Origin of the sequence: Actinoplanes auranticolor (assembly GCF_018332655.1) — a bacterium.
Classification (GTDB): Bacteria; Actinomycetota; Actinomycetes; order Mycobacteriales; family Micromonosporaceae; genus Actinoplanes; species Actinoplanes auranticolor.
Genome location: NZ_BOQL01000044.1, coordinates 141910 through 163862, shown reverse-complemented (window position 1 = coordinate 163862; position 21953 = coordinate 141910). Strand labels below are relative to the sequence as shown.

Below are 21953 nucleotides of genomic sequence, written 5' to 3'. Positions count from 1 at the left end.
GGACCCGACGACCGAGCCGACCACGGGCGCGACGGTCGAGCCGACCACCGCTCCCACAGCTGAGCCGGCAGAAACCGATGCCGGCAGTCCGGCGACGGCCGCGCCCGGCACCGAGCCGACGGCGGCCACGCCGACCGATCCCGCCGCCGAGCCGGCCCAGCCCGCCGAGCCGAACACCCCCGGTGGCCTCGTCGTCGGCGTCCAGATCCCGCCCACGTCCTGATCTGAGCGAACGGCGCGACTGCCGCGTCCTGCCGCCGCAACGCTGCGAGCCGCCGATCGTGACGGCTTGCAGCGTCCAGCGGAGAACCCACGGCTGTCCGACGGAATGACGACCCGGGCGGTTCGGGGTTCAGCCCTTCACCGCGCCGGCCGTCATGCCGGCCACGATCTGCCGGTTGAAGGCCAGGAACATGATCAGCGGCGGGATCGTGATCAGCAGGATGTCCATGAACAGCAGGTTGTACTGGGTGTTGAACTGGCTGCTGAAGTTGTACAGCGTCAGCTGCACGGTGGCGTTCTGCTCACCCGGCAGGAAGTACAGCGGGTTGACGAAGTCGTTGTAGACGAAGACCGACTGCACCAGCACGACCGTCACGATCACCGGGCGCAGCAGCGGGAAGATCACCCGGAAGAACAGCCGGCCCGGCCCGGCACCGTCGATCACCGCCGCCTCGTCCAGCTCCCGCGGGATCGTCGCGATGAACGCCTGGAACAGCAGCACGCAGAAGGCCAGCCCGAAGGCCACCTCGACGAGGATCAGGCCGGGCATCGTACGGAACAGCCCGAGGCGCTGCAGCACCCAGATCGTCGGTACCACCGCCGGGGGGATGATCAGCCCGGACAGCACCAGGAAGTTGACGAAGCCGTTCCACCGGCTGCGGCGGCGCTGCAGCACGTACGCGACCATCGCCGAGGTGACCGTCATGATGGCCACGCTCGCCACGGTCAGGACTACTTCGCCCGGCGGTTCCGCGCCCACTACGGCCTGAGCGCGTCGGCGTACCGGTCCCGCTTCACCCACAACTCGGTCGGCCTGCGCTCCTGGCCCAAGTGATGTGCCCCGGTGCTGCGCCCTAGATGTTGAGCAGGGCCTCGATGCGGCGCAGGTGGTGGCGGGCCATGGCGAGGTTGGCCCGCGAGCGGTCCAGCGACAGGTAGAGGAACAGCCCGTGCCCGGAGCGCGCGGTCAGCGGCCGGATCAGGTGGTACTGGCTCTCCAGCGTGATCAGGATGTCCTCGATCTGCTCCTGGATACCCAGCAGTTCCATCGCGCGCAGCTTGGACCGCACGACGTCGGTGTTGCCGGCGGCCGCGACGTTGAGGTCGAAGTCCCGGGTGCCGCCCGCGATGCCCAGCGCCATGCCGCTGGTGTGGTCGACCAGCGCGACGCCGATCGCGCCGTCGATCGTCATGGCGTCCTTGAGAGCGATGTCCATCTCGGCCATGTCTTCGTCCTCCAGGGGTCGGGTGGGTGGATGCGAAGCTACCCACGGGTTCCATGGTGATCGGCGAGGACTGATCTCGATCGGACAGGCTGTGCGGCGCCGGAAACTGTCGGCTACCCGACACTCGCCGATGCAGCACATCGACGACGGTGAGCGTCTGTCCGGCGAGGAGGTGGCTGATGAGCGCCGAAGCGGACGACGCCGACGAGTTCGCGCGTACCCGGCTGGACTCGTTGCGCCGGTTCGCGTACCTGGTCTGCGGCAGCGCGGCCGAGGCCGACGACCTGGCCCAGGTCGCCGTCGTGGAGGTGTGGCGGCGCTGGGACTCGGTGCGCACCGACCCCGAGGCGTACGCCCGGCGGGTCATCGTGACCCGCAACGTCAGCCGCTGGCGGCGCTGGCGGCGCGAGGTGCCGTCCACCATCGCCGACCGCGACGGCGAGGATCCCGCCCACCGCCGGGTCACCGACCCGGCGCTGTGGGACGCACTGCACGCGCTGGGCAAACCGGAGCGCACCGTGGTCGTGCTGCACGTGCTGTTCCGGTACACGTTCGACGAGATCGCCGCGATGTCCGGCGAGCCGCGCGGCACGGTGTCCAGCCGCTACACCCGGGCCCTGCGGGCGCTGCGGCAGCATCTGCGCGCCCGGGCCGGCGCGGAGCCCGGCCACGACTGGATGCTGAGGATGACGCCATGAACACCGACGACGACATGCTCGCCAGGCGGCTCGCCGTCACCCTGGCCCAGGCCGCGAACGCGCTGCCCGGCGCCCCGGCCGGCGCGGTCGGTGCGGTCCGGCGCCGCTTCGTCCGGCGCCGGCGCCGCCTGCGGATGGCCACCGGCGCGGCGGCCGCCCTCGTCGCGCTGGCCACAGTGGTGGCGGTAGCCGGCCCGCAGCTCGGCCTGCGCACGACCCCGGCCACGCCGCACACCGGTGTCATCCAGCTGTGGACCCTGGGCACTGCCGACCGCAATCCCGGCCTGCGCGACCGCATCGGCGCCTTCAACGACCGATCCGACGTGAGCGTGCGGCTGTCCACCTTCGGCAACGACGCCTACAAGCGGGTGATGGCCGGGCCGTGGCCGGACCCCGCACCGGACGTCTTCGAGAACTGGGGCGGCGCGAGCCTCACCGAGCCGGTCCGGACCGGCCACGCTACCGACATCACCGACGCCGTGGCCGAGCGGCCCGAGCTGTCCGACGTGCTGCTGCCCTGCGTGCTCGAAGGGGCCAAGGTCGACGGCCGGCTGTACGGCCTGCCGATGACCGGGGTCCAGCCGGTCGTGCTCTTCTACAACAAGAAGCTCTTCACCGGCGCGGGCCTCGATCCGCCGCGGACCTACGCCGAGCTGCTGACCGCCGTGGACACGTTCCGGGGCAAGGACATCACCCCGATCGCGCTGGGTGGCGGCGAGCGCTGGCCCGCGCTGATGTACCTGTCCTACCTCACCGACCGGATCGGCGGCTCGGGCGTCTTCGCCGACATCGTCGCCGGCCGGCCCGGCGCCTGGCGGCACCCGGCCCTGAAGCAGGCGGCCACGCTGGTGCGGGAGCTGGTCGACCGCGGTGCGTTCGGTCCGGCCGCCGACGTGATGGGGTACGAGTCCGGGACGGCGTCCCAAGCGCTCGCCTCCGGTCAGGCAGCCATGCAGGTGATGGGCAGCTGGGAGTACGGCAACCAGCTGCGGGCCGACTCCACGTTCGCGACCCGCGACCTGGGCTGGGTGCCGTTCCCCACGGTCGCCGGGGGCATCGGTGATCCTGCCGCCCTCGTCGGCGTCCCGGCCAACTACCTGACCGTCGACGCGCAGAGCCCGTACCGGACGGAGGCGGTGGACTTCCTGCTGCGGACCGTGACGTCGGACGCGTACCTGGACGGCCTGCTCGAGGCCGGCGAGGTGCCGGCGATCCGCGACCTGGAACCGCGGCTGGCCGCCCACCCGCACGCCGAGTTCGCCCGCTTCACCCACGCCCTGGCGGAAAGCGCGCCCACCTTCACGCTCGTCTGGGACCAGGCGCTGCCCTCGACCGTCGCCGGCGAGCTGCTCGACGAGACCGAACGGCTCTTCCGGCTCGAGATCACCCCCGACCAGTTCGTGGCCGCCATGGCCGCGACCCGCTGACCACCACCACCATCACGGGAGGCACCTGTGCTGATTCCGCATGCCCGGATCGCCGCGACGACCGGCGTCCTGCTCGTCCTGTCCCTGCTCACCCTGCCCGGCCCGGCACACGGAGCACCGCCGGACGAGAACGCCGCCGCGCCGCCGGCCGACTGCTCGGCGCAGGTCGGCTACCCGCACAACAAGGTCATGGCGGGCTACGCCGTGCCGGACCGCAAGCTGGGACGCGTGTGCGTGCCGTTCAGCCGGCTCACGCCCGCGCCGGCCGGCTACGCCGGCGACTACCGGGTGAACGAGTTCTCGTTCGCCGCGGCGCAGCGCCGGCTCGACGAGTGCCGCGCCGCGCCGCCCTGCTCGGCGCTGTCCGACGTGGCCGGATACCAGCCCGGGCAGTTCCGGTCCACCGGCCTCGTCGACCCCGACGGTGCCATCGACCCGTTCGCCGCGCGCGTCGACCTGGCGGACATCCGGCGGCCCGCGTACTTCTCCCGCGCGCCGTACCGGGAGGGCATCGCCGCCGCGGACAAGAGCACGTCCACCGTCGAGTTCACGGTGCCGGCCGAACCGTACGAGGTGATCAACCGGGGCAGCACCGAGCCGGTGCGGCTGCGCGGCTGGCACCTGCGCGGCAGCGGGGTGAGCGCTCCCGGCGGCCGGCGGATCCGTGCGCTGGCGGTGCTGCTCGGCGGCCGGACCATCGAGACGACGGCCGTGCAGGACCCGGCCGACCCGCTCTACGCCGAGGACGCCACGGGGGCGTACGTGGGCCTCAGCTATCCGTCCCGGGGCACCGAGAAATGGGGTGCGCGGCAGTGGCGGGAGTACCTGCTCGCGCTGCACAAGGCCGGCTTCGACGTGCTCACCGTGGACAAGCGCGGCCACGGCATCTCCGGAGGGCTCAGCGCGGACAACACCCTGCAGCAGGGCCTGGACATGCTGCGCATGGTGGACGCGCTGCAGGACGGCACCGGCCTGCGGGCGCTGGGACCGGACGGCGTGACCCGTACCGGCGGCGCCGCGGTCCGGCGGCTGCTGGGCGACGGCCACCTGGCCCGGACCATGCCGATCCTGCTGGGCGGGGCCAGCCAGGGCGCGTACGCGACCCAGTGGGCGATGAACGCCAACCTGCACCGCTGGTGTGCCCTGGACACCCCGGGCCGGCCCTGCTCCGAGCCGTGGGGCCACCGCAACATCCGCGGCGCGCTCATCCTGTCGGCGCAGTGGGGACACCCGTTCTACGACCCGGGCGACCTGATCTACGCGGCCGCGCAGGCCGAGGTGAACCACTTCATCTATTTGCCCACCAGCGAACCCCTGGCCGGCATGGGCGACTGGCCGGCCACGTTCATCGCTCAGGGAGCGTGGGACGAATACCAGGGCCCGCTGGCGTCGTTCAGCGCGTACCGGCGGGCCGGCGGCCGGGCCGAGCTGGCGCTGGTGCGCGGGCCGCACTCGGAGAACGAGCACGGGCCGGCCAACGTGGCCTACGTACGGGAACGGCTGGTGCGCTTCGCGGTGGCGACGGTGACCGGGGCGCCGGCCTCCGGATCCCGGTTCGCCACCTTGCGGGAAGCGATCGCGGCGACCCCGCCGACGTGGGAACCGTCGACGGTGCCGACCGCGGTCCGGTAGGGGGTGAGGGGGGAGGGCCGGCAGCTGATGCCGGCCCTCCCGCCGCCTGTCTCCGGCCATAATGGCGACCGACCAGAACCTCCGCCGGGTGTCCAGCAGCCGGCGTCGCCGGAAGGTAGCGACACGTGAATGCACCAGCACGGGCGGGCACCGGGTTACGGGTCAGTCTGCCGGACGAGCGGCTCGCCCAGGCGCTGGGTGACGTCCCGCCCGGAGTGGAGCTGCTGCGCTGGGACATGACCGGTCCCGCGCCCGCCGAGGACATCGATCTCGTGGTCGTGCCGTACGTGCCGGGCAACGAGCACCTGCGCCGGCTGGCCGGGGTGCGGACCCGGCTGGTTCAGGCGCAGTATCTGGGCTACGACGGCGTCGCCGAGGCGCTGCCGCCCGGGCAGGTCTACGCCAACGCGCGCGGGGTGCACGAGACCTCCACCGCCGAGCTGGCCCTCGCGCTGCTGCTCGCCGCGCAGCGCGGCATCCCCGACTACGTCCGGGCCGGCGGGCCGATCGCGCCCGACTGGTATCCGAGCCTGGCCGACCGGCGGGTGCTGGTGCTCGGGCAGGGCGGGGTCGGGCGGGCGGTCGAGGCACGGCTGGCGCCGTTCGAGGTGGAGCTCGTACGGGTCGCGCGTACCGCCCGCGAGGGTGTGCACGGCATCGCGGAACTGCCGGAGCTGCTGCCCACCTGCGAGGTCGTCATCGTCGGGGTGCCGCTGACCGAGGACACCGTGCATCTGGTCGACGCCGCTCTCCTGGCCGCGCTGCCCGACGGTGCGATCGTCGTCAACGTCGCGCGCGGGCGGGTGGCGGACACCGCCGCGATCGTGCGGGAGGCGAGCGCCGGGCGGCTGCGGTTCGCGCTCGACGTCACCGATCCGGAGCCGCTGCCGGCCGGCCATGAGCTGTTCCGGCTGCCGAACGTGCTGATCAGCCCGCACGCCGGCGGCATGTCCAGCGCCATGCTGCCGCGGGTGGCCCGGCTGGTGCGCCGGCAGCTCGACCTGCTGCTGGCCGGCGCGGAGCCGGTCAACGTGGTGCTGCGGTCCTGAGGCCGGCCGCCGCCACCCGCCCGCAGGTGGGTGACGGCGGCCGGGGTGGTCAGCGCCAGGTGTCGGCCCAGGTCGCCGTGCACGGCGAGGCCGCGGCAGTGGTCCGCGTACGGTTCGGGTCGCTCTCCCACACCACGGCCGACCCCTCCTTCTTGATGTACTTGTACTCCACCGCGGTATTGCCCGGCAGCGACACCGTCGCCCGCCAGACCGGGTACGTCGCCGAGGACAGCGCGACCGCGTTCGCCGGGTTCCAGTTGCCCAGCGCCGCCGTGTTGCCGGTGACGAAGACGTTCTGACCGAACGTGGTGCTGACGGTCGCCGCGAAGGTGGTCGCCGCGGTGGTGCAGCCGGCCGGCGGCGTGCCGGTCCCGCTGGTACGGGCGTTGGTGTGCAGGGCGAGCGCGGCGTTGGCGGCGACGGTCGCGGTGACCTGGCCGCTGCCGTTCACCGTGTACGCCGGGCCGGTGCACGAGCCCCCGGAGAGGTCCCCGGCCATCACGTCGCAGTAGGTGCCGGCCGGCAGCGAGGTCTGGAACGTCCGGGTCAGCGCCGCGCCGGAGCGGTTGAACGCCACGTACCCGGTGCTACCCCGGCCGAAGGCGATCTGGTTCGAGCCGTTGCTCCACCAGTTGGTGACGCCGGCGCCGGCCGCCGTGTTGCGCAGCGCGACCATGTTGGCGGTGGTGCGCCAGCGGTGCTCGCACTCCCAGCCGTTGCCGCAGCTCACCTGGTTGGTGGTGCCGTTACTCGCGGCGGGCGGCCCGGCGTCGGGCCCGGAGAACGTGAAGCTGGACATGACCTGCGGGACACCGTACGGCCAGGCGATCATGAAGGCCTCGGCCAGCGCGTACGCGGAGCCGTTCCGGTAGGTCAGTTTGGCCCGGCCGTTGCGCTGGGTGTCGTGGTTGTCCACGAAGGCCACCGCGTCACCGGAGCCGAGCCGCATCGAGCTCGCCAGGTTGTTCAGGTTGGCCAGGTTGCCGTTCTGGAACGCGCCGCCCACCACGTCGCCGTAGCGGAACTCGGTCACGTCGCCGAAGCCGGCGTACTCCTCAGGCGTGGGCTCACCCGCGCCGCCCTCGATCACCTCGGAGAAGACATACGGGTCGCCGGTCACCGGCGCGAGGAACGCCGCCATGTCGCCGGCCGGCATGTGCTTGGCCGCGTCCACCCGGAAGCCGTCGACGCCCAGCGACACCAGGTCGTTCAGGTACGCGGTGAGCTTGCCGCGCACGTACGACGACTCGGTCTTGAGGTCGGACAGGTCGACCAGCTCGCAGTTCTGCACCTCCCACTTGTCGCCGTAGTTGGCGATGTCGTCGTTGCCGTTGCGCCCGCAGTGGTGGAAGTCGTCGTTGCCGTAGGGCACAGCCGGGTACGCGTAGTGGCTGTAGCCGGTGCCGCCGCTGCCGGTGCCGGTGGACGCGCCGCCGGCCATGTGGTTGACGACCGCGTCGACGTAGATCTTCACGCCGGCCGCGTGGCAGGTCCGCACCATGCTGGCGAAGGCGTTGCGGTCACCGCGGCGGGTGGTGAGCTGGTAGCTGACCGGCTGGTAGTCCTGCCACCAGGGATAGCCGCTGCCCGGCAGCACCACGTGCTCCTGCGGTGGGGAGACCTGCACCCCGCCGAAGCCCTTGGGCCCCAGCGTGGTGGTGCACTCGGTGGCGACCGAGGCCCAGGGCCATTCGAAGAGGTGGACGATGACGTCCTTGGCGCCGGGGGAGGCGGTGGAGGCCTCGGCGTTCTCGGCGTTGCGGACGATGCCGACGGCCAGCAGGGCCGTGGCCAGGACAGCGGTTGTCGCGGCGGCGACAACCTGACGGGTACGCATTCGCAGAACCTCCAGGGACGCGAGGAGCGGTACGGCGGGGGACGGCACCGTGAAACTTCTTGCGCAAGTGCCGGAAAGTTACCAGGGTGTTTCCCACCGGTAAAGCGACCGCTCTCGATACATGCGCCCGGAATGCCCGATCACGTCACGTTCGCCTTGCAGCAAAGACGGTTGATCAAGAGTGCTGGCCCCACGAAACGGCAGGTCGCGGGCGTTCTCGCAGGTCATACCACCGGCAAGAACTTTCAAAGATCAACTTAACAAGCGTTACGCGACTACGTCAGTGCGGCGGTGACGTCCACGCTCTCGGCGGTGCGGCCGGCCTTGTGGATCGCAGTGGAGCCGCGCACCACCAGCTCGGGGGAGAAGACGTACTCCGAGCGGGGCGCGCCGTGGCCGTTGATCTCGTCGACGAGCTGGCGGATCGCCGCGTTGCCCATCGCCGCCACCGGCTGGCGCAGCGTGGTCAGCGGCGGATCGGTGAACGCGATCAGCGGTGAGTCGTCGAAGCCCACCACCGAGACGTCGCGCGGCACGCTCAGCTCGCGCCGGCGCGCGGCCCGGATCGCACCCAGGGCCATCAGGTCCGAACCGCAGACGATGCCGGTGACCCCGCGGCTGAGCAGCTGGCCCGCCGCCACCTCGCCACCCTCGACCCCGAACAGGGTCAGGGCGACCAGCTCGTCCAGCTCGCGGTCGCTCGCGCCCAGCTCACGGCGCATGGCGGCACGGTAACCGGCCAGCTTGCGCTGCACGTTGAGGAACCGGTCGGGCCCCGAGACGAAACCGATCCGGGTGTGCCCGAGCGCGACCAGGTGGGACACCGCCAGCTCGCCGGCCAGCCGGTCGTCGCAGAAGATGAACGGGGCGTCCAGACCCTCGGCGTACCCGTTGATCAGCACGATCGGCAGCGGGCGCTGCACCAGGCGGCGGTAGCGCTCGTGGTCGGCGGTGGTGTCGGCGTGCAGGCCCGAGACGAACACGATGCCGGACACCTGGCGGTCGAGCAGCATCTCCACGTACTCGTCCTCGGTGACGCCGCCGGGCGTCTGGGTGCACAGCACCGGGGTGAAGCCGCTCTGCGACAGCGCCGACTCGATCGTCTGCGCGAAGGCCGGGAAGATCGGGTTCTCCAGCTCCGGGACGATCAGTCCGACCAGCCCGGCGCTGCGCTTGCGCAACCGCTCGGGCCGTTCGTAACCCAGCACGTCGAGGGCGGTCAGCACGGCCTGGCGGGTTTCGGTGGAGACGCCGGGCCGGTCGTTGAGGACCCGCGACACCGTCGCCTCGCTGACCTCGGCCTGGCGCGCGATGTCGGACAAACGTGCGCGCATGGGCGTCACTATAGAGCCGTCCGCGATGCGGGACGGTGGGCGAATCGCTCCTGGAACTTCTTGCGAAGCCATTGCAAGCCCTTCCATTCACGGAAATCCCTTGCTAACGTCCCCGCAACAGCCGGGCAGGGCCTATCGGGGCCTTGCTTCCGGTTCCCCCCTTTATGTCCCTGCCACCTCTTCGGGTGCCGTGCTGTGCCCGATAGGAGAAGACTATGCGCATCCGTACCGCGGGTGTCGTCACCGCCCTCACCCTGGCGCTGGCCGCCACGGGCTGCAGCGGCGGCTCGGACGATCCCGCTACCCCCACCTCCGCGGCCCCCGCCGGGGCCGGCGGCAAGCTGGTGATCTGGGGCGACGACAAGCGGGCCGCCGCCCTGAAGCCGTTCGCCGACCGGTTCGGGCAGGAGAACGGCGTCACCGTCGAGGTCCAGGCCATCTCCAAGGACCAGCAGACCACCTTCGTCACCGCGTCGCAGCAGGGCAGTGGGCCGGACGTGATGGTCGGCGCGCACGACTGGATCGGCAACCTCGTGCAGAACGGCACGATCGACCCGGTGCAGCTGACCGCCGCCCAGCAACAGGGCCTGGCCCCGAACGCGGTCAAGGCGGTCACCTTCAACGGCCAGGTCTACGGCGTGCCGTACGCGACCGAGAACCTGGCGCTGATCCGCAACACCGAGCTCGCCCCCGAGGCCCCGGCCACCATGGAGGACCTGGTCGCGCAGGCCAAGAAGCTTCGGGCCGGCAAGAAGGCGAGTGAGCTGCTCTGCCTCCAGGTGGGACAGAACGGCGACGCCTATCACGCGTACCCGCTGTTCAGCTCGGCCGGCGGCTACCTGTTCGGCACCGCGGCCAACGGCGACTACGACAAGAACGACCTCGGCATCGCCAAGCCCGAGTCGATCGCCGCCTTCCAGAAGATCCGGGCGCTGGGCGAGAAGGGTGACGGCGCCCTGAAGCGGTCGATCACCGTGGAGAACTCCATCGCCACCTTCACCGCGGGCAAGTGCGCGTACCTGGTCTCCGGGCCGTGGGCGGTCACCGACGTGAAGAAGGCCAAGATCGCGTACGACATCTCGCCCGTCCCCGGGTTCGCCGGTGCGAAACCGGCCCAGCCCTTCCTGGGTGTGCAGTCGTTCTACGTGGCGGCCAAGGGCAAGAACAAGGCGCTGGCGCAGGAGTTCGTCACCAACTACGTCACCACGCCGGAGCTGGCCGTGGCGCTGTACCAGGCCGAGCCCCGCCCGCCGGTGCTGACCGCCGCCTACGACCAGGTCAAGGGGGCCGACCCGGACCTGGCCAAGTTCGTCGAGGCCGGCCGGAACGCGGTGCCGCTGCCGGCGATCCCGGAGATGGCGTCGGTCTGGGACCCGTTCAGCAAGGCGGAGTCCGCCGTGGTCGGCGGCGCCGACCCCAAGACGGCGCTGACCGCCGCGGCCAAGACGATCTCGGGCCAGATCAACTGATGACTGCTCTTCTGGAGCGGGAGACCGCCCCGGCCGAGGCCCCGCGGCCCGGCCGGGGCGGCCTCGCCGGCCCCCTCGTCAAGATCGCCCTGCTCGGGCTGGTCGCCGGGCTCGCCGTCTGGGCGGCGTTCCCGCTGATCGCCGAGCGGGCCTGGACCGGCCTGGCCGTGCTGCTGGCCGCCACCGCCGGACTGTTCTACCTGTACACCGGCCGCCGCCGGGTGCCCGCCAAGTACCTCGTGCCCGGCACCCTGTTCCTCCTCGTCTTCCAGCTGTTCCCGGTGGCGTACACGGCGGCCACCGCCTTCACCAACTTCAGCGACGGGCACCGCGGTGACAAGCGGGAGGCCGTCGTGGCCATCCAGACCGCGTCGGTCACCCGGGTGCCCGGCTCGACCGAGTACGCGCTGACGGTCGCCACCACCGGCGACCCGGCGACCGGGCCGCTGACGTTCCTGGTGACCGACCCGGCGACCCGGGTCGTCTCGGCCGGCACCCGCGACGGGCTCGAGGAGCTGCCGGCCGGTGACGTCACCGTCAACGCGACCGGCCGGGTCACCGCCGCCGCGGGCTACACGCTGCTCAACGGCGGTCAGGCCAGCGCGCGCAGCCGGGAGATCACCGGCCTGGCCGTGCCGACCCCGGGCGGGGCGATCCGCTCGCAGGGACTGTCGCGGGCGTACGAAGGCAAGGCCGGGCGGGCGTACGACGCCGGCTGCGACTGTGTCCGGGACACCACCACGGGCCGGACCTGGACCGCGGACGAGGAGGTGGGCGCGTTCGTGGCGGCCGACGGCGAGCGGCTGGCCCAGGGCTGGCGGGTCGGCGTCGGGCTGAGCAACTTCACCCGGCTGGTCACCGACGCGGCGATCGCCGGCCCGTTCGCCCGTACCCTGATCTGGAACCTGATCTTCGCCCTGGCCTCCACCGGCGGGACCTTCGTGCTCGGGCTGGGCTGTGCGCTGGCCCTGCACTCGCCACGGGTCCGCGGGCGCGGCCTCTACCGCACCCTGCTGGTGCTGCCCTACGCGATGCCGTCGTTCGCGATGCTGCTGGTCTGGCGGGACATGTTCAACACCGACTTCGGGCTGATCAACAACCTGTTCGGGCTGGACGTGGACTGGTTCGGCGGGGCCGCGTCCGCCCGGATCGCGGTGATCCTGGTGCAGCTGTGGCTGGGCTACCCGTACATGTTCCTGGTCGCCACCGGTGCACTGCAGGCCATCCCGCCCGAGCTGTCCGAGGCGTCCCGCATCGACGGGGCGTCGCCGTGGCAGTCGCTCAAGCGGGTCACCCTGCCGCTGCTGCTGGTGGCGCTGACGCCGCTGCTGATCTCGTCGTTCGCGTTCAACTTCAACAACTTCAACGCGATCTACCTGACCACCGACGGCGCGCCGTTCCCGGCCGACAACCCGGCCAACGGGGCCACCGACCTGCTGATCACCTACACCTACCGGCTGGCGTTCGGCGGCTCGGGCGCGGAGTACGGCTTCGCCGCGGCGGTGTCCATCTTCATCTTCGTGATCGTCGCGGTGATCTCCACGGTCAGCTTCCGCCGGACCCGCCGCCAGGAAGAGGTCTACTCATGAGCAAGTGGTTCGCCCGGGTCGGATGGCGGCACGGCGTCGCGGCGCTGGCCCTGGTCTTCTCCCTCTTCCCGATCGTCTTCGTGGTGTCGGCGGCGCTGAACCCGCTGGGCACACTGTCGTCGACCGCGGCCGTGCCGACCGGGGCGTCGGTCGGCAACTTCGGCAACCTGCTCACCGACACGGACTTCGCCCGCTGGTTCGGCAACTCCGTCCTGATCGCCGGCCTGTCGGCGCTGGCATCGGTGTTCCTGTCGGCGTTGGCCGCGTACGCTTTCAGCCGGATGCGTTTCCGCGGCCGCCGGATCGGCCTGCTGGCGCTGCTGCTGATCCAGATGTTCCCGCAGTTCCTGGCGATCGTGGCCATCTTCCTGATGTTCTCCACCATCACCGACCTGTGGCCGGTCATCGGCTTCAACCAGGCCTGGGGCCTGATCCTGCTCTACCTGGGCGGCGCGCTGGGCGTGAACACGTGGCTGATGAAAGGCTTCTTCGACACGGTGCCGAGGGAACTGGACGAGTCGGCCACGATGGACGGTGCGTCACACGCCCAGACCTTCTTCCGGATCCTGCTGCCACTGGTCGCACCGATCCTGGCGGTGACCGGCCTGCTGGCCTTCATCGGCACGATCAACGAGTTCCTGATCGCCAACGTCTTCCTGACCGACACGGACGCCAAGACCCTGTCGGTCGGGATGTACGGCCTGGTGGCAGGGGAGCGCAACAACAACTTCGGCATGTTCTGCGCGGGCACCCTGCTCACGGCGATCCCGACGGTCCTGGTCTTCCAGTTCCTGCAGCGCTACATCGTCAACGGCCTCACCGCCGGGGCGGTCAAGGGCTGAGGATCAGGGCGGCCATCTCATCGAGCCCAGATGTGCTGCAGCCCGGTGGCGACGCCGGCGATGTCGGCCTCAGCGCTGTTGCAGCTGACCGCGATGGCGGTACGCCGGTCGGCGGTCATGCCGAACAGGGTGGAGTGCCCGGCCCAGGCGCCTTCGTGGCTGAGCGTCCCGTCCGGGTGGATGACGATCCCGGCCCCGTAGGAGCACCGCTACGGCGGGAAACTGCTTGGACACCGAGGCGAGGTCGAACACCGAGGCGCGGGTGAGCGTCCGGCCGGTGGCGATGTCGGCCATGCCGCGAGCGTCCGCCCAGGCCACCGTCCCGTCTACACCGACAGCGGCCGAGCATCCAGGTTCGTCGACCCTCAGTAAACGGTTGAGCAACTCGGCGCTGGCGGCGTGCCGCGATGTCGCGGCGGCCCGACTGATGAAGCGGGTCAGCGGTCGGCGAGGGCCTCGCGGGCGGCGGCGGCCAGCACGCTCCGCTCGATGCCGAGCGCCGTCAGCGCGCGGGCGACAGTGCCGTGTTCCTGGCCGCAGACCGCGGCGACCACGTGTCCGCCGCGCAGCAGAGAGGGTTTGGTCGCCTTCGACAGCTTCACCGCCGCCTGGAAGACCTCCTGTCCGGGTGCGGTCATCCGGTGGACACCGCCCAGCGGCGGGGGCGGGAACTCCCCGGCGTTGTCCGGCACGGTGACGCCCACGTACTGCAGTGCCTGTCGATGTGCGGTTTCCACGGCGGCCCGGAAGTCCGCCGGGTCGGCGCCGAGCCGTTCGAATGCCCGCCGGGCCGTGCCGTCGGGGAGCCCGAATGCGGACAGTAGGAGGTGCTCCGGTCCGGGTAGGTCGTCGCCGGCGCGCTGGGCCTCGGCCTCGGCGCCGGTCAGCAGTGCCTCGATGGTGCGGACGTCCTGCAGCGCACGGGGAAGCTTCACGAAAGGTCCTTCTTGTGGGCGAGTTTCTTGTGGGCTGCCTGGGCGCTCACGCCGAGCGCCTGACCTATCTGGGCCCAGGTCCATCCGTCGCGTAGCGCGTGGTCGACCGCGGCCCGCTCCAGCTGGTTGGCGAGCCGCCGCAGCGCCACCACCGCAGCGAGAGCCGCCTGTGGATCGTCCGGCGAGGGAAGCTCCGCGTGTTCGACCATGTCATCAACTTTAGTTGATAGACGAGAACTCGTCAACAAAAGTTGATGACATGGTCGACGCTCCGGACCGTGGTCGCTCCATCCGACAGCATCCTGCGATTGCCCTGATGGGGAACATCGACGCTGGTGCGGTCTGACGACATTCGCCCTGGCCTGGTGGATTCTCGAAGCGGCCTTTCATTTCGCCCGGCAGGACGCCGTCGCCGCGGCCGCCTTCTTCGGGACCGTCCTGTCCATGCCGGTCGGCTGGTGGGCGAGCCGTGATCCGCAGGCGCCATCGGCGAAGGTCGAGAAGACGGCCGACGCGCGGTCGTTGCCCCCGCGCAACCGCCAGTTCTCGGGTCGGCAGGACACGCTCCTCGACATCCGGCGCGGATGGGAACGCGGATCGATCCAGGTACTGTCCGGACCCGGCGGAGCGGGTAAGTCACAACTCGCCCTCGAGTACGCGCACCTGCACGCGGACGACTACGACGTGGTGTGGTGGATCGACGCCGAGCATGCCGTCGCCACTGCCAGCAGTCTCGCCGAGCTGGCCATCGCCCTCGGTGTCGCGGACCGCAAGACCGAGGTTCCGGCGTGCGTGGCGGCGTTGACGCGGCACCTCGAGCACCGGGACCGATGGCTGATCATCTTTGACGACGCGACACCGGCCACGTTGCGCTCGATGTTGCCGGATGCCGGCGGACACCGGTTGATCACTTCACGGACGCCGGGATGGGACCAGTGGGCCAGGGTCGTCGGGGTGCCCGCGCTTCCTCGCCGGGAATCGGTGGAACTGCTCCGCCGGCGCAATCCGACGATCTCCGAGGAGGACGCGGCCGGGCTCGCCGAAGCGCTCGGTGACCTTCCGCTGGCCCTGTCGCAGGCCGCCGGATTCATGACCCGGACCGGAACCAGTGCGCCGGATTACTCCCGGCTCCTGAGCGGCCAGACCGCCGTCCTGCTCCATGAGGGTCTGGATGCGAGCCACCCGCAGAGCATGACGGCTGTCGTGTCGGTCGGTGCGCAGCGGCTGCGTCGCGACGAGCCGGCCGGTCTGGAGGCGATCCGCACCTGCGCCTTCCTGGCGTCCGAGCCGATCCCGGTGGGCTGGCTGGTGACCTCCGCGGCGACGGAGGTCGCGCTTCGCCGCGGGTTGGAGCGGGCGGCGGAGCACAGTCTGGCCACCGTGGACCGGGATGGCGTCCGCATGCATGCTGTCACTCAACATGTCCTCGGGGAGCTGCTGTCCCCGAAGGACCGCAATCGCGCCCGGTCCGCGGCGGCGGCACTCGTCTCCCGGCAGGCTCCCGGCGATCCGCTCGACGCGGGGGTCTGGGCCGAGTGGGCCAGGCTGCTGCCGCATCTGGTGGCCGTCGATCCTGCCGCGAGCGATGAGCCCGCCTTACGTGACCTGGCCTGTAACGCAGTGATGTACCTGGCCGCCCGCGGGCTGGTCGATCAGGCGGACGTTCTCGCGACGGAGCTGCGGGACGCATGGCTGCCACCGGACGGCCGGGAGACCGAGCACACCCTGTGGGTCGCGCACGGGCTGGCCATGGTGCGGCGCGTCCAGAGACGCTTCAAGGAAGCTCGCACCCTGGACGAGGCCGCCTTCCGCGGCCGGTGCCACCTGCTCGGTCACAACCACCGGCGCACCCTGGCATCGGCCAGCAACCTCGCCATCGATCTCTACGAACTGGGCGACCACCCGGCGGCCTATCGGCTGGACCGGGAAACCTACGACCGGCGGCGGAAATGGCTCGGCGACGATGACCGCGACACCTTGGCGTCCGGCAACAACCTGGCGGACGACCTGCGCGAGCTCGGCCGCCGGGAAGAGGCGTACGAGTTGACCCGGACGACGCTCGCCAGGATGAAGCAGGTTCTCGGCGCCGACGACCCGAGCACCCTCAACTGCGCGGGCAACCTCGGCAGCGACCTCCGTGCCCTCGGGCGATACCAGGAGGCCCTGGCCGTCGACGAGGACACCTTCGCGCGGATGACCCGGGTCCTCGGGCCGGATCATTACGTCACCCTGACGGTCGCCGATTACCTGCGCCAGGACCTGCAGGCTCTGCACCGGTACCGCCGGGCCCGGCGCCTGGCGCAGGACATTCACGCGCGGCGGCTACGTCAGCCGGGCGCCGATCGTCGGGACACCGAGCAACGGTGATCGTGCGTTCCCGGTCCCCGTCGATCTGCCGGCCGCCGTCGCCCCACCCGGCGTCGCGTCAGCGGGTCACCTCGTGGCGGTCGGCCTCGAGGCCCGCCGCCGCCAGCGCCGCCGCCACCCCGTCGTCGAAGCGTTCGTAGCGGGCCACCCGTCCGTCCTCGATCCGGAACAGCGAACCGATCCGGAAGCTGTCCTGCGGCTGCCCGGTGGCGGGGTCGTGCCAGGTGGCGTCCTGCTCGACCACCACGAGCCCGGCGCCGCCGCAGAACCAGCGGACCGGCTGGGAGGAGAAGCCGGAGCGGCCCAGCCACTCACTCAGCACTGCGCGGGGGGCGCTGCCGCGTCCGCGGGGGCCCACGATGTCGACCTCGTCCCGGCTCAGGGATTCGACCCGGGCGCCGTCGCCGGCGTTCACCGCGGTCAGCCATTGCTCGACCACGCCGAGCGCTCCGGGAGTCTGTGTCGCGTTCGTCATCACAGCAGGATAGGACGGACGGCCGCCGGCCCGCGACGGCGGCGGATCTTGCCCCGGGGCAGGGGGATGACCAGGCTGGGGGCGTGACGACCGGTGAAATGCGGGGACGCACGCAGTGGACGCGGGGGCTCGGTGCGCCGCTGCGGGCGTTCCTGCGTACCGAATCGGGCAGTGCCGGGGTGCTGGTCGCGGCGATCGCCGCCGCGCTGGTCTGGGCCAACGTCGACACCGCGTCGTACGACGCGGTGTGGCGCACCGATTTGTCGGTGCGCCTCGGCGCGACGGGGATCACCGAGGACCTGCGGACCTGGATCAACAGCGGCCTGATGACGCTGTTCTTCCTCGTGGTCGGGCTGGAGGCGCGGCGCGAGTTCGACCTGGGTGACCTGCGGGACCGTCGGCGCTTCGTGCTGCCCGCCGTCGCGGGCCTGGCCGGGATGCTTATCCCGGTGCTGATCTATCTGGCGGTCACCCACGGCGGCCCGGGCGCGCACGGCTGGGGCATCGCGATGTCCACCGACACCGCGCTGGCGCTGGGCCTGCTCGCCCTGGTCGGCCGGGGTGTGCCGGACTCGGTCCGGGTCTTCCTGCTCACCGTCTTCGTCGTCGACGACCTGGTCGCACTGCTGGTGATCGCGGTGGTCTACAGCGAGGACATCGCGATGACGCCGCTGCTGATCGCCGCCGCGGCCTTCGGGGTGTGGCTGCTGCTGCGCACGTCCGGCGTCCGCAACGCCTTCTGCTACGCCGTCGTGGGGCTGGTGCTCTGGGCGGCGATGCTGGCCAGCGGCGTCGACCCGGTGGTGGCCGGGCTGGCGATGGGCCTCACGGCCGTGGCCTACACACCGGTACGGGAGAACCTCGAAGCCGCCAGCGGGCTGTTCAAGCTCTTCCGCGAGCAGCCGACCCCCGAACTGGCCCGCACCGCCGCGCTCGGGCTGACCCGGACGCTGTCGCCCAACGACCGGCTGCAGCGGGTCTACCATCCCTGGTCCAGTTACGTGATCGTGCCACTGTTCGGCCTGGCCAACGCGGGCATCGCGATCGACGGCGGCTTCCTGGCCCGGGCCTTCAGCTCGCCGGTGACCTGCGGTGTCATCCTCGGCTACCTGGTCGGCAAACCGGTCGCGGTGGTCGGGGTGTCCGCGCTGCTGACCGCCGCGACCGGCGGCCGCGTCCGGCCCACCGTCGGCTGGGCGGCGGTGCTGGGCAGCGGCACGATCGCCGGCATCGGCTTCACCGTGTCACTGCTGATCGCGGCGCTGGCGTTCGAGGGACCCGAGCTCGCCGAGGCGAAGATCGGCGTGCTGACCGCGGCGGCAGGGGCGTCCCTGCTGACCTGGGTGGTCTTCCGGGCCACCCGGCTGCTGACCCCGCAGCGCCGGGCCCGCGCCATGCTGGGCGAGGTCGAGGAGCTGACCGACCTGGTGCCGGCCGTCGACCCGGAGCGCGACCACGTGCGCGGCCCGCAGGACGCGTCGGTCACGGTGGTCGAGTACGGCGACTTCCAGTGCCCGTACTGCGGCCGGGCCGAGCCGTCGGTCCGGGACCTCATCACCGACACCGACCTGCGGTACGTCTGGCGGCACCTGCCCCTGCCCGACGTGCACCCGCAGGCGCGGCTCGCCGCCGAGGCCGCGGAGGCCGCCGCCGCACAGGGCAGGTTCTGGGAGTTCCACGATCTGCTGCTGGGCCACCAGGACCACCTGCGGATCATGGACCTGCTCCGGTACGCCGACCAGCTCGGCCTGGACACGAACCGCTTCCACGACGAGCTGATGGACCACCGCCACGCGCAGCGGGTCACCGACGACGTGGACTCGGCCGATCTGAGCGGGGTGTCCGGCACGCCGACGTTCTTCATCAACGGGCGTAGGCACTACGCGGCGTACGACATTGTGACCCTCAAGCAGGCGGTGCAGACCGCCCGGGCCCGTGCCGGCCTCACCCGCGTCCCCCAGCCCGCGCAGGAGGAGGGGCCGACCCCTCCAGCCCAGTAACCTAGGATGCCTAAGGCAGTGTGTGGTCCTCGGTGGTGCCGGCCTGGCTGGCCGAGACCGGGCCGACCCGGCGAAGGTCGATGTCGCCGGGGGCGCGATCGCCATCGGTCACCCGCTGGGCGCCGCCGGCGCCCAGCGGGCGACCACCCTGCTGGGTGTGCTGGAACGCACCGGGGGACGCTACGGGCTGCAGACGACGTGCGCGGCCGACGCCACCGTCATCGAACGGCCGGCCTGATCGCGGTCAGCCTCAGGGGCGCACCGGGTGGAAGCCGAACGGCAGCTCCAGGCGGTGCGCCCGCAGCAGCTCCTCGTCGGCCAGCAGGTCCGCGGTCGGAGCGTCGGCCACGATCCGGCCGTCGTCGAGGATCACCGAGCGCGGACACAGCTGCAGCGCGTACGGCAGGTCGTGGGTCACCATCAGCACCGTCACCGGCAGCCGTTCGACGATCTCGGCCAGTTCCCGGCGGCTCGCCGGGTCCAGATTGGACGACGGCTCGTCCAGCACCAGCAGCTCGGGCCGCATCGCCAGCACGGTGGCCACCGCGACCCGGCGGCGCTGGCCGAAGGACAGGTGCAGCGGCACCTGGTCGCGGTGAGCGGCCATGTCCACCGCTTCGAGCGCCTCGTCGACCCGGGCCTGCAGCTCGGCGCCGCGCAGTCCCAGGTTGGCCGGCCCGAAGGCGACGTCCTCGGCCACGGTCGGCATGAACAGCTGGTCGTCAGGGTCCTGGAAGACGATGCCGACCCGGCGGCGGATCTCGGCGAGCCGGGCCCGGTCGCGGGCGTCCACGCGCAGCCCGCCGACGTCGACCGTGCCGGCGCCGCCGTGCAGGATGCCGTTGAGGTGCAGCACCAGGGTCGTCTTGCCGGCGCCGTTGGGCCCCAGCAGCGCGACCCGTTCCCCGGCGCCGACACTGAGGTCGACCCCTCGCAGCGCGACGCTGCCGTCCGGGTAGGCGAAGGTCAGGCCGGCGATCTCGAGGCTCACGCCAGCACCGCCGTCAGCGCGATGGCCGCCGCGGCGGCGGGCAGCACGGCCGAGGCCGCCCAGTCGGTCGTCGTGGCGCCGCCGGCCTCGGGCCGCGGCAGGCGCCCGTCGTAACCGCGGGAGACCATCGCGAGATACACCCGCTCGCCGCGCTCGTACGCCCGCAGGAACAGCGCGCCCACGCCGACCGCGAACGCCTTGACCTGCCAGAGGAACCGCGGGTCGTAGCCGCGCGAGAGCCGGGCGATGCGCATCCGGCGCGCGTCGTCGGCCAGGATGTCCAGGTAGCGCAGCATGAACGTGGCGATCTGGGTGAAGACCCGGGGACAGCGCAGCCGGTCCAGGCCGAGGATGAGGTCGCGCATGGTGGTGCTGGCCGCCAGCAGCAGCGAGGCGATGACCCCCAGGGTGCCCTTGGCGACGATGTTCCACGCGCCGTAGAGGCCGTCGACGGACAGGGACAGGCCGAGCCAGGTGATCCGCTCGCCGTGCCCGGCGAACGGCAGGGTCACGGCCAGGACGACGAACGGCAGCTCGATGGTGGCGCGCTTGGCCAGCCACGCCAGCGGCACCCGGGCCAGGACGGCCACCACCGCGAGCAGCAGGGCATACCCGCCGAAGGCCGCGAACTCGGTGCGCGGGGTGGCCACCACGACGATGGTGAACAGCAGGGTCGCGAGGATCTTGACCTCGGGGGCGAGGGCGTGCACCGGGCTCGGGCGGTCCAGGTGCAGCGGGTGGGCGTGGCCCGCGCCCATCAGACCTTCTCGGGGCTGCGCCGGCGCACGAGCCAGGAGACCCCGCCGCCGATCGCGAAGGTCACCAGCACGCCCAGCACCCCGGCCAGCCCGGTCGACAGGTACGGGTTGTCGATGCCGCGGATGCCGTAGTCGGCCAGCGGGCTGTCCGCGAGCTGGTGGGCCTGCTCCTGCTGGAGCATGCAGGTGCCGCCGGTGATCTCGCCGTGGGCGTCGAACGTGCAGCCCTCGCGGGCCGTGGCGTCCAGGCCGTCCGGGCTGCCCGAGGCGAAGTTGCTGACCACGCCGGCCAGCAGCAGGGCGACGAGCAGGCCGCCGGCCAGGAACCAGCCGAGTCGCCGGGTCATGCCTGGCCTCCCGAGACAGTGGCGGGCGCCGCGGCGGTGGTGGCCGCGACCGGTGCCGGTGGGGTGCGGAAGCGGCGCAACGCGTAGACCAGGTCGGGGCGGACCCGGGCGACGGTTGCCACGGTGGTCGCCGCGATCAGGCCCTCGCCGATGCCGATCAGCAGGTGGGTGCCGGCCATCGTGCCGGAGACCCAGGGCATCGAGAGCTGGGTGGTGCCGCCGAGCCAGTACTCGAACACGAAGCCCTGCGAGGCGGCCACCACGCCGACGACCGAGGCGATCAGGGCGGTGGTGCCGAGCCCGGACGGGGTCTTGGGCAGCACCCGCAGCAGGCCGGCGACCAGCAGGTAGCCGGCGGCGGTGCCGATGATCGCCATGTTGGTGATGTTGAGCCCGAGGGCGGTCAGGCCGCCGTCGGCGAAGAGCAGGCACTGGATGATCAGGACGGTCGAGACGCACAGCGCGCCGACCCACGGTCCGACCAGGACCACGGCCAGGGTGCCGCCGAGCAGGTGACCGGAGACACCGGGCAGGACCTGGAAGTTGAGCATCTGCACGGCGAAGATGAAGGCGGCGACCAGGCCCGCCATCGGGGCCAGCCGGTCGTCGAGGTCGGCGCGGGCCCGCCACACGCAGAAGGCCAGCGCGAGGGCGGCGAAAGCGGCGAAGATCGCCGACACGGTGCCGTTCACGATCCCGTTGGCGATGTGCATCGCTTGTGCGTCCATGGATCCCCCTCCGGGCCGCGGTCAGCC

At 71.7% G+C, this 21953-nt stretch carries 20 protein-coding genes and 3 pseudogenes; 11 read left to right on the top strand and 12 right to left on the bottom strand.

Features of this window, described 5'->3' with window-relative positions; all coding sequences use genetic code 11:
* Positions 1-223: pseudogene (locus Aau02nite_RS28070) on the top strand (hypothetical protein); the annotation flags it as partial.
* Between the two features lie 129 nt (positions 224-352).
* Here Aau02nite_RS28070 and Aau02nite_RS28065 read toward each other — a convergent pair.
* Positions 353-928 carry a carbohydrate ABC transporter permease gene (locus Aau02nite_RS28065; RefSeq protein ID WP_246595497.1) on the bottom strand — a complete coding sequence of 192 codons (576 nt, stop codon included), beginning with the start codon at positions 926-928 and terminating at the stop codon, positions 353-355.
* Positions 929-1076: 148 nt separating this feature from the next.
* Positions 1077-1448, bottom strand: a complete 372-nt coding sequence (locus Aau02nite_RS28060; protein WP_212991582.1) for a hypothetical protein — start codon at positions 1446-1448, stop codon at positions 1077-1079.
* A gap of 179 nt (positions 1449-1627) precedes the next feature.
* Between Aau02nite_RS28060 and Aau02nite_RS28055 the strand changes: the two genes are divergently transcribed.
* The 4 genes from Aau02nite_RS28055 to Aau02nite_RS28040 all read left to right on the top strand — a co-directional run bounded on the left by Aau02nite_RS28055 (position 1628) and on the right by Aau02nite_RS28040 (position 6254).
* A complete protein-coding gene (locus Aau02nite_RS28055; protein WP_212991581.1) occupies positions 1628-2146 on the top strand; it encodes an RNA polymerase sigma factor in 519 nt (172 codons plus the stop codon).
* On the top strand, positions 2143-3573 hold the full coding sequence (locus Aau02nite_RS28050) for an extracellular solute-binding protein (protein ID WP_212991580.1): 1431 nt from the start codon (positions 2143-2145) through the stop codon (positions 3571-3573). Before Aau02nite_RS28055 ends, Aau02nite_RS28050 begins: the two co-directional genes overlap by 4 nt.
* A 27-nt stretch (positions 3574-3600) precedes the next feature.
* On the top strand, positions 3601-5205 hold the full coding sequence (locus Aau02nite_RS28045) for an alpha/beta fold hydrolase (RefSeq protein ID WP_212991579.1): 1605 nt from the start codon (positions 3601-3603) through the stop codon (positions 5203-5205).
* Between the two features lie 125 nt (positions 5206-5330).
* On the top strand, positions 5331-6254 hold the full coding sequence (locus Aau02nite_RS28040) for a 2-hydroxyacid dehydrogenase (RefSeq protein ID WP_246595492.1): 924 nt from the start codon (positions 5331-5333) through the stop codon (positions 6252-6254).
* A gap of 49 nt (positions 6255-6303) precedes the next feature.
* Here the strand turns inward: Aau02nite_RS28040 and Aau02nite_RS28035 are convergent, their stop codons facing one another.
* Together Aau02nite_RS28035 and Aau02nite_RS28030 are read right to left on the bottom strand one after the other, a co-directional pair.
* Complete coding sequence (locus tag Aau02nite_RS28035) at positions 6304-8091, bottom strand: carbohydrate-binding module family 20 domain-containing protein (RefSeq protein ID WP_212991578.1); 1788 nt, start codon at positions 8089-8091, stop codon at positions 6304-6306.
* A gap of 275 nt (positions 8092-8366) precedes the next feature.
* Positions 8367-9425, bottom strand: coding sequence for a LacI family DNA-binding transcriptional regulator (locus Aau02nite_RS28030; RefSeq protein WP_212991577.1), 1059 nt, complete (start codon positions 9423-9425; stop codon positions 8367-8369).
* A 215-nt stretch (positions 9426-9640) separates the two neighbouring features.
* Between Aau02nite_RS28030 and Aau02nite_RS28025 the strand changes: the two genes are divergently transcribed.
* The 3 genes from Aau02nite_RS28025 to Aau02nite_RS28015 are packed head-to-tail and all read left to right on the top strand — an operon-like array spanning position 9641 to position 13325.
* Complete coding sequence (locus tag Aau02nite_RS28025) at positions 9641-10894, top strand: sugar ABC transporter substrate-binding protein (protein ID WP_212991576.1); 1254 nt, start codon at positions 9641-9643, stop codon at positions 10892-10894.
* Positions 10894-12483: an ABC transporter permease subunit gene (locus Aau02nite_RS28020; RefSeq protein ID WP_212991575.1), complete on the top strand. Its 1590-nt coding sequence runs from the start codon at positions 10894-10896 to the stop codon at positions 12481-12483. The genes Aau02nite_RS28025 and Aau02nite_RS28020 overlap by 1 nt, the downstream gene beginning before the upstream one ends.
* Positions 12480-13325, top strand: coding sequence for a sugar ABC transporter permease (locus Aau02nite_RS28015; protein WP_212991574.1), 846 nt, complete (start codon positions 12480-12482; stop codon positions 13323-13325). Before Aau02nite_RS28020 ends, Aau02nite_RS28015 begins: the two co-directional genes overlap by 4 nt.
* A gap of 213 nt (positions 13326-13538) precedes the next feature.
* Here Aau02nite_RS28015 and Aau02nite_RS47895 read toward each other — a convergent pair.
* The 3 genes and pseudogenes from Aau02nite_RS47895 to Aau02nite_RS28000 all read right to left on the bottom strand — a co-directional run.
* Positions 13539-13709 (bottom strand): annotated as a pseudogene (locus tag Aau02nite_RS47895) (serine hydrolase); the annotation flags it as partial.
* Between the two features lie 53 nt (positions 13710-13762).
* Positions 13763-14260 (bottom strand): Clp protease N-terminal domain-containing protein, encoded by a 498-nt coding sequence (locus tag Aau02nite_RS28005; protein ID WP_246595491.1) that lies wholly within the window; start codon positions 14258-14260, stop codon positions 13763-13765.
* Positions 14257-14469 (bottom strand): helix-turn-helix domain-containing protein, encoded by a 213-nt coding sequence (locus Aau02nite_RS28000; RefSeq protein WP_212991571.1) that lies wholly within the window; start codon positions 14467-14469, stop codon positions 14257-14259. Before Aau02nite_RS28000 ends, Aau02nite_RS28005 begins: the two co-directional genes overlap by 4 nt.
* Positions 14470-14704: 235 nt before the next feature.
* On the opposite strand from Aau02nite_RS28000, the gene fxsT reads away from it, so the two are divergent.
* Positions 14705-16627, top strand: a complete 1923-nt coding sequence (fxsT, locus tag Aau02nite_RS27995; protein ID WP_212991570.1) for an FxSxx-COOH system tetratricopeptide repeat protein — start codon at positions 14705-14707, stop codon at positions 16625-16627.
* A 58-nt stretch (positions 16628-16685) separates the two neighbouring features.
* Here the strand turns inward: fxsT and Aau02nite_RS27990 are convergent, their stop codons facing one another.
* A complete protein-coding gene (locus tag Aau02nite_RS27990) occupies positions 16686-17102 on the bottom strand; it encodes a nuclear transport factor 2 family protein (RefSeq protein ID WP_212991569.1) in 417 nt (138 codons plus the stop codon).
* A gap of 98 nt (positions 17103-17200) precedes the next feature.
* Here Aau02nite_RS27990 and nhaA point away from each other — a divergent pair, with 98 nt between their 5' ends.
* Complete coding sequence (gene nhaA / locus Aau02nite_RS27985) at positions 17201-19102, top strand: Na+/H+ antiporter NhaA (protein WP_212991595.1); 1902 nt, start codon at positions 17201-17203, stop codon at positions 19100-19102.
* Between the two features lie 23 nt (positions 19103-19125).
* Positions 19126-19340, top strand: a pseudogene (locus Aau02nite_RS27980) (steroid 3-ketoacyl-CoA thiolase); the annotation flags it as partial.
* 12 nt (positions 19341-19352) lie between these two features.
* Here Aau02nite_RS27980 and Aau02nite_RS27975 read toward each other — a convergent pair.
* From Aau02nite_RS27975 to Aau02nite_RS27960, 4 genes are read right to left on the bottom strand one after another with little or no spacing between them, the layout of a single operon-like run.
* Positions 19353-20093 carry an energy-coupling factor ABC transporter ATP-binding protein gene (locus Aau02nite_RS27975; RefSeq protein ID WP_212991568.1) on the bottom strand — a complete coding sequence of 247 codons (741 nt, stop codon included), beginning with the start codon at positions 20091-20093 and terminating at the stop codon, positions 19353-19355.
* The gene (gene cbiQ, locus Aau02nite_RS27970) at positions 20090-20851 is read right to left on the bottom strand and encodes a cobalt ECF transporter T component CbiQ (RefSeq protein ID WP_212991567.1); all 762 of its coding nucleotides are present in this window, start codon (positions 20849-20851) and stop codon (positions 20090-20092) included. The genes Aau02nite_RS27975 and cbiQ overlap by 4 nt, the downstream gene beginning before the upstream one ends.
* Complete coding sequence (locus Aau02nite_RS27965) at positions 20851-21198, bottom strand: PDGLE domain-containing protein (protein ID WP_212991566.1); 348 nt, start codon at positions 21196-21198, stop codon at positions 20851-20853. Before Aau02nite_RS27965 ends, cbiQ begins: the two co-directional genes overlap by 1 nt.
* Complete coding sequence (locus Aau02nite_RS27960) at positions 21195-21926, bottom strand: energy-coupling factor ABC transporter permease (protein ID WP_212991565.1); 732 nt, start codon at positions 21924-21926, stop codon at positions 21195-21197. The genes Aau02nite_RS27965 and Aau02nite_RS27960 overlap by 4 nt, the downstream gene beginning before the upstream one ends.
* Positions 21927-21953 lie beyond the last annotated feature (27 nt).